At 65.1% G+C, this 12,420-nt stretch carries 11 protein-coding genes; 3 read left to right on the top strand and 8 right to left on the bottom strand.

Annotated elements, in window-relative coordinates:
* Together FIV09_RS13515 and FIV09_RS13510 are read left to right on the top strand one after the other, a co-directional pair.
* Entirely contained in the window at positions 1 to 672 is a 672-nt protein-coding gene (locus FIV09_RS13515; RefSeq protein WP_152450595.1) for a TylF/MycF/NovP-related O-methyltransferase, read from the top strand.
* A 1-nt stretch (position 673) separates the two neighbouring features.
* Positions 674 to 1,648, top strand: a complete 975-nt coding sequence (locus FIV09_RS13510) for a quinone oxidoreductase (protein ID WP_152450593.1) — start codon at positions 674 to 676, stop codon at positions 1,646 to 1,648.
* Between the two features lie 206 nt (positions 1,649 to 1,854).
* Here the strand turns inward: FIV09_RS13510 and purD are convergent, their stop codons facing one another.
* A complete protein-coding gene (gene purD / locus FIV09_RS13505) occupies positions 1,855 to 3,132 on the bottom strand; it encodes a phosphoribosylamine--glycine ligase (protein ID WP_152452597.1) in 1,278 nt (425 codons plus the stop codon).
* 76 nt (positions 3,133 to 3,208) lie between these two features.
* Between purD and xseA the strand changes: the two genes are divergently transcribed.
* Entirely contained in the window at positions 3,209 to 4,747 is a 1,539-nt protein-coding gene (gene xseA, locus FIV09_RS13500) for an exodeoxyribonuclease VII large subunit (protein ID WP_152450591.1), read from the top strand.
* Positions 4,748 to 4,928: 181 nt separating this feature from the next.
* On the opposite strand, the gene FIV09_RS13495 is transcribed toward xseA, so the two are convergent.
* The 7 genes from FIV09_RS13495 to FIV09_RS13465 form a co-directional block, all read right to left on the bottom strand.
* Positions 4,929 to 7,127, bottom strand: coding sequence for a 3-hydroxyacyl-CoA dehydrogenase NAD-binding domain-containing protein (locus FIV09_RS13495; RefSeq protein WP_152450589.1), 2,199 nt, complete (start codon positions 7,125 to 7,127; stop codon positions 4,929 to 4,931).
* A gap of 26 nt (positions 7,128 to 7,153) precedes the next feature.
* A complete protein-coding gene (locus FIV09_RS13490; protein ID WP_152450587.1) occupies positions 7,154 to 8,365 on the bottom strand; it encodes an acetyl-CoA C-acetyltransferase in 1,212 nt (403 codons plus the stop codon).
* Positions 8,366 to 8,486: 121 nt separating this feature from the next.
* Positions 8,487 to 9,125: a glutathione S-transferase family protein gene (locus FIV09_RS13485; protein ID WP_152450585.1), complete on the bottom strand. Its 639-nt coding sequence runs from the start codon at positions 9,123 to 9,125 to the stop codon at positions 8,487 to 8,489.
* An 88-nt stretch (positions 9,126 to 9,213) separates the two neighbouring features.
* A complete protein-coding gene (locus FIV09_RS13480; RefSeq protein ID WP_076449979.1) occupies positions 9,214 to 9,426 on the bottom strand; it encodes a hypothetical protein in 213 nt (70 codons plus the stop codon).
* A 50-nt stretch (positions 9,427 to 9,476) separates the two neighbouring features.
* The gene (locus tag FIV09_RS13475; RefSeq protein WP_152450583.1) at positions 9,477 to 11,258 is read right to left on the bottom strand and encodes an acyl-CoA dehydrogenase C-terminal domain-containing protein; all 1,782 of its coding nucleotides are present in this window, start codon (positions 11,256 to 11,258) and stop codon (positions 9,477 to 9,479) included.
* A 50-nt stretch (positions 11,259 to 11,308) separates the two neighbouring features.
* Entirely contained in the window at positions 11,309 to 11,713 is a 405-nt protein-coding gene (locus tag FIV09_RS13470; RefSeq protein ID WP_152450581.1) for a MerR family DNA-binding transcriptional regulator, read from the bottom strand.
* Between the two features lie 198 nt (positions 11,714 to 11,911).
* Positions 11,912 to 12,283: a MerR family DNA-binding transcriptional regulator gene (locus FIV09_RS13465; RefSeq protein ID WP_152450579.1), complete on the bottom strand. Its 372-nt coding sequence runs from the start codon at positions 12,281 to 12,283 to the stop codon at positions 11,912 to 11,914.
* Between the last annotated feature and the right edge of the window lie 137 nt (positions 12,284 to 12,420).

Here is a 12,420-nt window from a genome sequence, read left to right as displayed (position 1 = left end):
ATGGGCGAGGAGGGGCCGCAGCGGAGCCCGCTCGATCTTCTGGTCGAGTGGTCCGTGCAGGACAGTTTCGAGACCTTCCGCGAGGCCATGTCGGGCGCGATGCTGTTTTCCGAAAAGCGGCAAATCCGGAAATATTGCCTCGCACAGGCCGTGGCGCGGCGTGGCGCGGACGGGCTTTTCGCCGAGTTCGGCGTCTGGCGCGGGCACGGCGTGAACCTCTTTGCCAAGCAATTGCCGGACGCCATCATCTGGGGCTTCGACAGTTTCGAGGGGCTGGAAGAGGACTGGACCGGTCACGCCAAGGGCGGGCAAGCGGGGCGCTTCACGCTGCGTGGTCAATTGCCGGAAGTGGCCGCCAATGTTCGGCTGGTGAAGGGCTGGGTGCAGGACACCGTGCCGGGCTGGCTTGCGGATCAGGGGAGCGCCCCGATCCTCTTCGCGCATCTCGATCTCGACACCTACACGCCCACGCGCTTCGTGCTGGAGGCGCTGCGTCCGCGGCTCGTGCGCGGGACCGTCTTGTTGTTCGACGAGCTTTACGGCTATCCGGGCTGGCGACATCACGAATGGAAAGCGCTGCAGGAGGTGCTACCTGACGGCGCATACAGGTTCCTGGCCTTTTCCGAACAGGCGGTCGGGATCGAAATTCTGAAAGACAAAGGGGAGACGTGACATGGCGCGGACAGTGATCATCGAGGAACATGGGGGCCCCGAGGTCTTCAAGGTCGTGGACCGCGAGGTGGGCGATCCCGGTCCGGGCGAGGTGCGGATCCGACACGAGGCGGCGGGCCTCAACTTCATCGATGTCTATCAGCGCACCGGGCTCTACCCGATGCAGCTGCCGCAGGCGCTGGGCATGGAAGCCGCAGGCGTGATCGAGGCGGTGGGCGAGGGTGTGACGCATCTGAAAGAGGGCGACCGCGCGGCCTATGCAGCACAGCCGCCGGGCGCCTATTGCGAAGCGCGCGTCATGCCCGCGGCACAGGTCTGCAAGCTGCCCGACGGCATCGATTTCGACACCGGTGCCGCGATGATGTTGCAGGGGCTGACCACGCAATACCTGTTTCATCGCACCACCCCGATTGCGAAAGGCGACACCGTGCTCTTTCACGCGGCGGCAGGCGGCGTGGGCCTCATCGCCTGCCAATGGGCCAAGTCCGAGGGCATCCGCCTGATCGGCACGGCGGGCACGGATGAAAAGTGCCAGCTTGCGCTCGATCACGGCGCGGATGCCTGCATCAATTACCGCGATGGCGACTGGGCGGCCAAGGTGCAGGAGCTGACGGACGGCAAGGGTGTGCATGTGGTCATGGATGCGGTGGGCGCCGACACGTTCGAAGGCTCTCTGAACTCGCTGCGCCCCTTGGGCATGATGATCTCCTTCGGCAATGCCTCGGGTCCGGTCCCGCCGTTCAATATCGGCGAGCTGGGCCCCAAGGGTTCGCTCAAGATCACACGCCCGACGCTCTTCACGCATATCGCCGATCACGCAACCTGCCAGGAGATGGCGGCCATGCTCTTCGACAAGGTGGAAAGCGGCGCGGTGAAGATCCGCATCGATCAACGCTTCGCGCTCGAGGATGTGGCGGATGCGCATCGGACGCTCGAGGCGCGAAAGACCACAGGCTCTACGATCCTGACCCTCTGATCCAGCGGTGCAAGGCCCCTTGGGGCCTTGCGCATGTCTGGCCCGCTGATCGTTCCGATCATCAGGCAGTTGGGGGCTTTTTGCCCCCAAACCCCTGCGCGTGTTTCCGGAAAGGTGAAGCGCAAGAGGGGGCGCTTTTGATGAAAAGCAGGGCGGGGCCTGAATGCGGGGTCCGCTAAAGCGTCGGAAGGACGCCGCGCCGCGCCTTAGCCGTCGCTGTCTGCAAGCGCGCGCCAGCCGATATCGCGGCGGCAGAACCCGTCTTCCCAATCGATCGCGTCGACAAGCGCATAGGCACGGTCCCGCGCCTCCGACAGGGTCGCGCCGCGGGCTGTCGCGTTCAGGACGCGGCCGCCTGATGCCACGGTTTTCCCGTCCTTCCTTGCGGTGCCCGCATGAAAGGTCATGTGGAAGCTGTCCTCGGGCAGGGCTTCGAGCCCGCCGATGGCCGTGCCTTTCGTGTAGGCGCCGGGATAGCCTTTCGCCGCGAGGACCACCGTCATCGCGTGATCGTCGGCCCAGGTCACATCGTGATCGGACAGGCGGCCCTCCGCACAGGCCTGCATGACATCGAGCGCCTGCGCGCCGAGCCGCATCATCAGGACCTGCGTTTCGGGATCGCCGAAGCGGACATTGTATTCGACCAATCGCGGCTGGCCGTCCGAGATCATCAGGCCGGCATATAGCACGCCATGATAGGGCGTGCCGCGACGGGCCATTTCCGCCACCGTGGGGCGGATGATCCGCTCAAGCGCGGCTTCGGTCACGTCGGGGGTCATGATCGGGGCCGGGGAATAGGCGCCCATCCCGCCCGTATTGGGGCCGGTATCGCCTTCGCCGACGCGCTTGTGGTCCTGCGCCGTGCCGATGGGCAGCACATCCGTGCCATCGACCAGCACGAAGAAGGAGGCTTCCTCGCCCTGCATGAATTCCTCGATCACGACTTCGGCGCCCGCCTCCCCAAAGGCCCCGCCGAACATGTCATCAAGGGCGGCTTCGGCCTCGGGCAGGGTCTCTGCAATCACCACCCCCTTGCCTGCGGCCAGGCCGTCCGCCTTGATCACGATGGGCAGGGTTTGCGCCTGAACGTAGGCACGCGCGGCGTCATGGTCGCTGAAATGCGCATAGGCGGCGGTTGGGGCTCCGCAGGAATCGCAGATGGCCTTGGTGAACGCTTTCGACGCCTCGAGTTCCGCTGCTGCCCGGCCTGGCCCGAAGACCGGAATGCGCGCCTCGCGCAGGGCATCCGCGACGCCCGCGGCCAGGGGCGCTTCGGGTCCGATGATCACGAGATCGATCGCGTTCTCGCCCGCAAATTCGCACACCGCGCCGCCATCCTCGATGTCGAGCGTGGCGCAGGTGGCGATCTCGGCGATTCCGGCATTGCCCGGCGCCACGATCAGCTTGTCGCATTTGGGGTTCTGCATCACGGCCCAGGCCAGCGCATGCTCGCGTCCGCCGCCGCCCAAGATAAGGATGTTCACGATCCGGCCCTTCCGATTGTCCCGCGCTGCCCCGCGTTCTAGGATCGTGCCGGGCAAGACACAAGCGAGGCAGGCGATGGATCTGATCGAGGGCGACGAGACCGGCAACACACCCGAATTCACCGTCTCGGAGATCTCGGGCGCGGTGAAGCGCGTCATCGAGGGCGAGTTCGGCCATGTGCGCATCCGGGGCGAGGTCGGGCGCGTCTCGCGGCCGCGCTCGGGGCATGTCTATCTCGATCTCAAGGACGACCGCTCGGTCATTTCGGGCGTGATGTGGAAAGGGGTCGCCGCGCGCCAGGACACCCAGCCCGAGGAAGGCATGGAGGTGATCGCCATCGGTCGTCTGACGACCTTCCCGGGCCAGTCGAAGTACCAGGTGGTGATCGAGGAGATCCGACCTGCAGGCATGGGCGCGCTGATGGCGATGCTGGAGAAGCGGCGCAAGATGCTCGCGGGCGAGGGGCTCTTCGACGAGGGGCGAAAGCAGCCCATTCCCTTCCTGCCCGAGGTGATCGGCGTTGTGACTTCGCCCTCGGGTGCCGTGATCCGCGACATCCTGCACCGGCTGCGCGACCGGTTTCCGCGCAAGGTGCTGATCTGGCCGGTGGCGGTGCAGGGCCAGGCCTGTGCGCCCGAGGTGGCGCGTGCGATCCAGGGCTTCAACGCGCTCACACCCGGCGGCGCGCTGCCCCGGCCCGATGTTCTGATCGTGGCGCGGGGCGGCGGCTCGGTCGAGGATCTGTGGGGCTTCAACGAGGAAGCGGTGGTGCGCGCGGCGGCGGCGTCCGACATCCCGCTCATTTCGGCCGTGGGGCACGAGACGGACACGACGCTCATCGATTTCGCCGCTGACCGGCGCGCGCCCACACCCACGGCGGCGGCCGAGATGGCGGTGCCGGTGCGGCGCGATCTTCTGGTCTGGTCGGACGAGATGCAGGCGCGCCTCAGCCGGGCGGTGAGTCAGCGGCTGGAACTCAGGGCGCAGCGTGTGGGCGATCTGGCCCGGGCTCTGCCGCGCCCCGAGACCCTTCTGGAGACGGCGCGCCAGCGGCTTGATACGGCCTCGGACCGGCTGCCTGCCGCGCTCATACGCGGGGTGCAGACGCGGCGCGTGACATTGTCCGAGACGGCTGGCGCGCTGCGCCCGTCGAGCCTGCGCGCGCGCAGTGCCGAGGCGCGGCGCATGCTGGAGAGCTGGGGCGCGCGGCTCGATCCGGCCTTGGCGCGCTTGACCACGACAAAGCGCGAGGCGCTGGGCCGCCGCACGGACCGGCTCAGGATCGATCCCATCGCGGCTCGCGTGTCGGAGGCGCGCACCCGCCTCGACGCGCTCACCGCCCAGCTTGAGACCACGCAAAAGACGCGCCTCAGGACGGAGCGCGACCGGCTCGACGCGGTGGCGCGGCTCAACGAGACGCTGAGCTACAAGGCGACGCTCGCGCGCGGCTACGCGGTTGTGCGCGGAGACGGCCAGGTGACGACGACCAAGGCCGCCGCAGAAGCCGCAAGCGGGCTCGAGATCGAGTTCCAGGACGGGACGCTGCGCCTTGGCGGCACGGCCCCGAAATCGAAACCAAAGGCGAAACCGCCCGAACAAGGCAGCCTCTTCTGATCCGCGTGACGTCCTTTGCCTCATAGCGGACCCCGCAGCCGGGGCCCGCGCCGCCCTCTCCATGGCAGGCGCTCCACTTGCGCTTCACCTTTCCGATAAAACGCAAAAAACAGCCCGGTGATCCAAGGGATCACCGGGCCAGACATGCGCAGCCAAAGGCTGCACATTCAGATCACGCGGTTTAGGCCGCCTCCGCCGCCGGGGCGAAGCGTCCGTAGAAGCTCTGGTTCTTCTCCGCCATCTCGCGCAGCAGCGCGGGGCAGGCAAAGCGATCACCGAAGGCTTCGGTCAGCTGATCGCAGCGCTCTGCCGCGTAAGGCGCGCCCAGGATGTCGAGCCAGGAGAGCGGGCCGCCCGACCAGGGCGCAAAGCCCCAGCCCAGGATCGCGCCCACATCGCCTTCGCGGATGTCCATCAGAACTCCGTCCTCCAGCGCACGCACCGCTTCCAGCGCCTGCGCGAAGAGAAGCCGGTGCTGCACATCGGCCAGCTCGGGCTGGTCTTCGACCACCGGGTACTTGGCGGCGAGGCCGTCCCAGAAGCCCTGGCGTTTGCCCTTCTCGTCATAGGCGTAGAAGCCCGCGTTTGCCTTTCGACCCAGACGCCCTTCGCCTTCCATCCAGAAGATGACCTCGTCCACCGCCTCATCGGGGTACTCGTCGCCCATGGCGGCCTTCGTCGCGCGTGCGATCTTGGCGCCGAGATCGATGGAGGTCTCGTCCACCAGCTGCAGCGGCCCCAAGGGCATCCCCACCATCTTCGCGGCATTCTCGATAAGCGCGGGTGCTACGCCCTCGGACACCATGCGGATGCCTTCGTTGATGTAGGGAATGATGCAGCGATTGGCGTAGAAGAAGCGCGCGTCGTTCACCACGATGGGCGTCTTGCGGATCTGGCGCACGTAATCGAGCGACTTGGCCACCGCGCGGTCGCCGGTTTCCTTGCCCTTGATGATCTCCACCAGCATCATCTTCTCGACGGGCGAGAAGAAGTGGATGCCGATGAACTGCTCAGGCCGCTTCGAGGCCTTCGCGAGGTCCGAGATCGGCAGGGTGGAGGTGTTGGTGGCAAAGATGCAGTCTTCCCCGATCACCGCTTCGACCTTCGCGGTCACTTCGGCCTTGATCTTCGGGTCCTCGAAGACGGCCTCGATGATCAGATCACAGCCCTCAAGGGCGGCGTAATCCGTGGTCGCATTGATCAAGCCCAGAACCTTTTCCTTCTTGGCCTCGTCGACCTTCTTCTTCTTGATGCCCTGATCGAGATAGGCCTCGGTATAGGCCTTGCCCTTGTCCGCGGCCTCCTGCTTCTGGTCGATCAGCACGACCTCGATCCCGGCCATGGCCGAGACGAGGGAAATGCCCGCACCCATCATGCCGGCACCCAAGACGCCCACTTTCTTCACCGACTGGTCGTCGACGCCCTCAGGCCGGACAGCCCCCTTCTCGAGCGCGCCCTTGTTGATGAAGAGCGACCGGATCATCGCGGACGACGACGGGTTCATCAGCACGTTGGTGAACCAGCGCGCCTCGATCTTGAGCGCGGTGTCGAAGGGCACGAGCGCGCCTTCATAGACCGCCGACAGCAGCGCCTTGGCCGCCGGATAGACGCCCTTGGTCTTGCCGTGCACCATCGCGGAGGCGCCGACGAAGGTCATGAAGCCCGCGGGATGATAGGGCGCGCCGCCGGGCATCTTGTAGCCCTTGGCGTCCCAGGGTTTCACGATATCCGCATCGCCCGCCTGCAGAACCCATTCCTTCGCCGCCGCGACCGGATCGGCCACGACTTCGTCCACGAGACCTGCGGCCTTGGCCTTCATCGGATCGGAAAGCTTGCCTTCCAGCAGGAAGGGCGAGGCCGCCATCGCGCCCATCTTGCGCACGAGGCGCGTGGTGCCGCCGGCGCCCGGGAAGATGCCGACCATGATCTCGGGCAGGCCGATCTTGGCCTTGGGATCGGGCGTAACGAAGATGCGGTGACACGCCAGCGGAAGCTCGAGCCCGATGCCAAGCGCGGTGCCGGGCAGGGCCGCCGCGATGGGCTTGCCACCCTTCTGGGTCTTGGGGTCCATGCCCGCCAGTTCGATCTTTCGCAGCGCCTTGTGCAGCGACATGATGCCGTTGAAGAGGCCCTCGGCGGCATTGTCCCCGGCCTCGGCCTTCATCGCGGCGATGACGTTCAGGTCCATGCCCGCGGCGAAGCTGTCCTTGCCGGAGGTGATGACGATGCCCTTCACGGCATCATCCGCGAGCGCGTCGTCGATCAGGCTTTCGAGATGCAGGGCGGCATCGATGGAAAGCACGTTCATGGTCTTGCCCGGGCAGTCCCAGGTGATGAGAGCGACGCCGTCGGCGCCTTTGTCCATCGTGAAATCGGTCATATCTCAGGTCTCCTGTCGGGCCGCGCTTACACGCGCTCGATGATCGTGGCCGCACCCATTCCGGATGCGATGCAAAGCGTGGCGAGGCCGGTTTCCTTGTCCGAACGCTCCAGCTCATCGAGCAGCGTGCCGATGATGATCGCGCCGGTGGCCCCCAGCGGGTGGCCCATGGCGATGGAGCCGCCGTTCACGTTCAGCTTGGAGTGGTCTACATCGAAGGCCTGCATGAAGCGCAGCACCACGGACGAGAACGCCTCGTTCACCTCGAAGAGGTCGATATCGCCAATCTCCATGCCGTGATCCTTGAGGATCTTCTCGGTCACCGGGACGGGACCCGTCAGCATGATGGTCGGATCGGTGCCGATCTTCGCGGTGGCGCGGATGCGCGCGCGGGGCTTCAGGCCGTGCTTCTCACCCCATTCCTTGGACGCGATCAGAACGCCCGCAGCCCCGTCCACGATGCCGGATGAATTGCCCGCGTGGTGGATGTGGTTGATCTTCTCGAGATGGGGGTACTTCAGGAGCGCCACCTTGTCGAAGCCCGGCATCATCTCGCCCATATCCTTGAACGATGCCTTGAGCCCGCCCAGCGACTGCATGTCGGTGCCGGGGCGCATGTATTCGTCATGGTCGAGGATCGGCAGGCCATTCTGGTCGCGCACGGTCACGATGGACTTGGCGAACCGGCCGTCTTCCCAAGCCGCCGCAGCACGTTTCTGGCTTTCGACCGCGAAGGCATCGGCATCGTCGCGCGAGAAGCCGTATTCGGTGGCGATGATATCGGCAGAAATGCCCTGCGGCACGAAATAGCTTTCCATCGCGATGGAGGGATCGACGGCGATGGCCGCCCCGTCCGAACCCATCGCCACGCGGCCCATCATCTCGACGCCGCCCGCGATATAGGCCTCGCCTGCGCCGCCACGGACCTGGTTTGCCGCGAGGTTCACCGCTTCCATGCCGGAGGCGCAGAAGCGGTTGATCGCAAGGCCCGGGATCGACTCGTCGAGATCCGACGCCAGAACGGCGGTGCGCGCCAGGCAGCCGCCCTGTTCGCCCACTTGCGTGACGTTGCCCCAGATCACGTCCTCGACCGCATGGCCTTCGAGGTTGTTGCGCTCCTTGAGGTTGTTCAGCACCTGCGCCGACAGGCGGGCAGAGGTCACCTCGTGCAGGGCGCCGTCCTTGCGGCCTTTGCCACGCGGTGTGCGGATCGCGTCATAGATATAAGCGTCGGTCATGGGTCGTCCTTTGACAAACTTTTTCGGATCTTGCCCCTGATGTGGAGGGGCAGGGGGGATGTCTTCAAGAGTGACGTGACGGCGGTTTACGTAAACGTCGCGACGTCAGGGGCGGATCGGATCACACCCGGTCGGCAGGGCTGCCGGGCATCAATTCATATGGCGACTTCCAGCCGGGCTGCTGCGACAGGCGCGTGAGCCAGGCGTCGATATTGGGCCAATCCTTGCGGTCGAAGCCGAAGGGTTCGGGGTAGTAGAGATAGCCGCAGCAGCTCAGATCGGCATTGGTGACGCCGTCGCCCACGATCCAGTCGCGCCCCGAAAGATGCGCATCGAGCGTCGCATAGGCGGCCTTGAGCCTGCCTTGCATGAAGTCGATCACCGGCTGCGGGCGCTTCTCCTCGGGCAGGAAGTTCATCAGGAACCGCGTCATGCCCGCCTGGGATGACAGCTTGTGATTGTCCCAGAACACCCAGCGCATGACCTCACGGGCCTGGTTTGGCGTCGCACCGCCGAACTTGCCGGTCTTTTCGGTCACATACATCTGGATCACGCCCGATTGGGTCAGCTTGACGTCGCCGTCCACCATCACGGGGGCCTCGCCCATCGGGTTCAGGTCGCGGCGGTAATCCTCGCTGCGGGTCGCGCCGCCGAAGAAATCGACGAAGACCGGCTCCCAGTCGAGGCCGGAAAGTTCGAGGGCGAGGGCCGCCTTGTAGGCATTGCCGCTCTCGCCGAAGCAGTGAAGCTGAATGGTCATGTCGCCGCTCCGTTCCGCGTCTTGGCGGTCCGCGCGGGGCTGTGATCGGGGGTCATGGTCATCATTCCTCCTCCCAAAGGTCAGATGGTCAGCGCTTGCGGGCGTCGAGCTCCGCATTGAAAAGGCGCAGCCGGTGGGGCAGCGCCTCGTCGTCGGTGATGCTGTCGAAATTCTCGAATAGGAAGCTCAGGGCTTCGCCTTCGTCGAGCCCCGCCTCGGAGGCGAACCGCTTCAGCCTGCGGTAGCCGTCCTCCGTCATGGCGACGGGGAAGCGGCGGGTCAGGCGGAAGCGTTTCGGCATCGGGTCCTCCGGGCAGGTGAATGCGGTGGGCGTTTCCGCCCACCGTCGCCTCAGAAGTTCGCCGCGTCCAGTTCCATGACCGTCTCGGCGCCGGATTCGATCCGGGCGAGGTGGGTCGCGGTCGCGGGCAGCTGGCGCGCCATGTAGTAGCGGCCCGTGGCGATCTTGGTCTTGTAGAAGGCCTCGTCGGAGGCGCCTTCCGCGAGCGCCGTCTTGGCCGCGAGACCCATGCGTGCCCACATCAGGCCAAGGCAGACATGGCCGAAGAGGTGCATGAAGTCATAGGAGCCCGACAGTGCGTTGTTGGGGTTCTTCATGCCGTTCTGCATGAAGTACATGCCCGCCTGCTGCAGGTCCTTCGACGCCTTCTTCAGGGGCTCGATGAAGTCCCGATCGAACGCCTCGTCCTGGCCCTTGTTTTCCTTGATGAAGTCCTTGACCATCTCGAAGAACGCCATGACGTGCTTGCCGCCATCCTGGCCCAGCTTCCGACCCACGAGGTCGAGCGACTGGATGCCGTTCGTGCCTTCGTAGATCATGGTGATGCGCGCGTCGCGGACGAACTGCTCAAGACCCCATTCCTTGGTGAAGCCCGAGCCGCCGAGCGTCTGCTGCGCCAGGACCGTGGTCTCGAAGCCCTTGTCGGTCAGGAAGCCCTTCAGCACCGGCGTCAGGAGCGAGATCAGGCCTTCGGCGGCGGCATCGTCGTTGCGATGCGCGCGGTCGATCAGCAAAGCGCCCCAAAAGGTGAAGGCGCGCGCGCCCTCGACGAAGCTTTTCTGGTGCAACAAGTTCCGGCGCACATCGGGGTGCACGATGATCGGATCGGCGGGCTTGTCGGGCGCCTCGACGCCGGTGACGGCACGGCCCTGCAGACGGTCCTGCGCGAAGGCGAGCGCGTTCTGGTAGGCCACGGCGCCCTGCGCGTAACCCTGCAGGCCCACGCCGAGACGCGCTTCGTTCATCATGGTGAACATCGCGCGCATGCCCTTGTGCATCTCACCGATCAAGAAGCCCTTCGCACCGTCATAGTTCATGACGCAGGTGGCGTTGCCGTGGATGCCCATCTTCTCTTCGAGGCCACCACAGGAAAGCGAATTGCGATCACCAAGGCTGCCATCCTCGTTCACCAGGAACTTCGGCACGATGAAGAGCGAGATGCCCTTCACGCCCTCGGGGCCGCCGGGGATCTTGGCCAGCACGAGGTGGATGATGTTGTCCGTCAGGTCATGCTCGCCCGCCGAGATCCAGATCTTCTGGCCGGTGATCGCGTAGCTGCCGTCGTCCTGCGGTTCCGCCTTGGTGCGGATGAGGCCCAGATCGGTGCCGCAATGGGGCTCGGTGAGGTTCATGGTGCCGGACCACGACCCTTCGACCATCTTCGGCAGATAGGTCGCCTTCTGCTCGTCCGAACCATGGGTGTGGATGGCGTTGTAGGCGCCGTGGCTCAGGCCCTGATACATGTTGAAGGCCATGTTCGAGGACACCCACATCTCGCCCACGGCGGAGTTGATGAGGTAGGGCATGCCCTGTCCGCCATATTCGGGGTCGCAATCGAGCCCGATCCAGCCGCCTTCGCGCATCTGGTCATAGGCGTCCTTGAAGCCCTTGGGCGTGCGCACGACGCCGTTTTCCAGCGTGCAGCCTTCCTCGTCGCCGACGCGGTTCAGGGGCGCGAGCACGTTCTCGGCAAGCTTGCCTGCTTCCTCGAGGATGGCCTGCAGCGTGTCGCGGTCGAGATCCTCGTAGCCGGGGATGCCGGCCTCGGAGGTCTTCAGGACCTCGTCGAGCACGAAGATCATGTCTTTGGTCGGAGCGGAATAGACAGGCATGAGATGTCTCCCTTGTCGGTAGTCTGTCGGTCTCTGGTCTGCCGAACGCGTTATTCGGCGGCTTTTTTCGACTGGCCCATGGAGGCCAGCATCTTTTCGCCCCAGCGCATCTGATCCTCGAGCTCGGCGATGGCCTCGTTCAGCTCGTCGCGCTGCGAGATCATGTCGTTCAGGCGGTCCTGCGCGATCTCGTAGGTGCGGGCGAGCTGGGTGCGCTGCTGATCGCCCATGTCGTAGAGGTCCAGAAGCTGGCGGATTTCCTCGAGGCTGAAGCCGAAGCGCTTGCCGCGCAGGATCAGCTTGAGCCGCGCGCGGTCGCGCCGGGTAAAGAGCCGTTTCTGCCCTTCACGGATCGGGTAGAGGAGTTCCTTGGCCTCGTAGAAGCGCAGTGTGCGGGGCGTCACATCGAACGCGTCACACATCTCGCGGATCGTCATGGTACGGTCTTCGGTCATGTCATCGTCAATCTCTGCCGGTTCGGATACGGCGGATTAAGGGTGGATGATCGATTCCTACAACAGTGCTTGACGTTGACGTAATGTGTACGTCACGTCACTTTTTGCCTGACGTAAGATCAGGCAATATTTACCTAGGGTCAGGGTAATTTTTGCAATCGGCTTCGGGGTGCGATCCGCGTGCCGCGCGGGGCTGTCTTAGCCCTTCAGCGCCGCTTCGGTATCGTCGCGCAGCCCCTTCAGCTCCGCCATGGCCTCATCGAGCTGCTCGCGCTGTTCGGCCAACTCGCCCAGCTGGCGGTCGGCCATCTCGATCCAGGTGCGCATCTGCGCCTCGGTGCCTTCCTTCTCGTAGATCAGCAGCCACTGGCGAATGTCTTCCAACTGGAAGCCGAATTTCCGCCCCCGCAGGATCAGCGTCATGCGCGCCACTTCCCGCGGGCCGTAGAACCGCGACCGGCCTTCGCGGTCGGGCGTGAGAAGCTCGATATATTCGTAATAGCGCAGCGTCCGCGGCGTGACGTCGAACTTGGCGCACATTTCTTTGAAAGTCAGACGGGTGTCGGCCATACGGATCTCCTCGCGCGCACTTTAGGGGAGGGGCGGGGGCCCTGCAAACCAGAACCCCGGGCGCAGACACGAAGATGTGCATCACGCCCCGTCCGAGACAGCAACGCGGGACAAGGGGCCTTGTTCCGGGCGGCGCG

The organism is Roseivivax sp. THAF197b, assembly GCF_009363255.1.
GTDB lineage: Bacteria > Pseudomonadota > Alphaproteobacteria > Rhodobacterales > Rhodobacteraceae > Roseivivax.
The sequence above is the reverse complement of the archived record's forward strand: the minus strand, read 5'-3'. Positions and strand labels throughout refer to the sequence as shown.

Bases quoted from the DNA above. Each gene is read 5' to 3' on its own strand.
- FIV09_RS13495 (WP_152450589.1), bottom strand. From the start codon at position 7,127: ATGACCGATTTCACGATGGACAAAGGCGCCGACGGCGTCGCTCTCATC.
- FIV09_RS13465 (WP_152450579.1), bottom strand. From the start codon at position 12,283: ATGGCCGACACCCGTCTGACTTTCAAAGAAATGTGCGCCAAGTTCGAC.
- FIV09_RS13470 (WP_152450581.1), bottom strand. From the start codon at position 11,713: ATGACCGAAGACCGTACCATGACGATCCGCGAGATGTGTGACGCGTTC.
- FIV09_RS13485 (WP_152450585.1), bottom strand. From the start codon at position 9,125: ATGACCATTCAGCTTCACTGCTTCGGCGAGAGCGGCAATGCCTACAAG.
- FIV09_RS13490 (WP_152450587.1), bottom strand. From the start codon at position 8,365: ATGACCGACGCTTATATCTATGACGCGATCCGCACACCGCGTGGCAAA.
- FIV09_RS13480 (WP_076449979.1), bottom strand. From the start codon at position 9,426: ATGCCGAAACGCTTCCGCCTGACCCGCCGCTTCCCCGTCGCCATGACG.
- FIV09_RS13475 (WP_152450583.1), bottom strand. From the start codon at position 11,258: ATGCCTGTCTATTCCGCTCCGACCAAAGACATGATCTTCGTGCTCGAC.
- FIV09_RS13515 (WP_152450595.1), top strand. From the start codon at position 1: ATGGGCGAGGAGGGGCCGCAGCGGAGCCCGCTCGATCTTCTGGTCGAG.
- FIV09_RS13510 (WP_152450593.1), top strand. From the start codon at position 674: ATGGCGCGGACAGTGATCATCGAGGAACATGGGGGCCCCGAGGTCTTC.
- xseA (WP_152450591.1), top strand. From the start codon at position 3,209: ATGGATCTGATCGAGGGCGACGAGACCGGCAACACACCCGAATTCACC.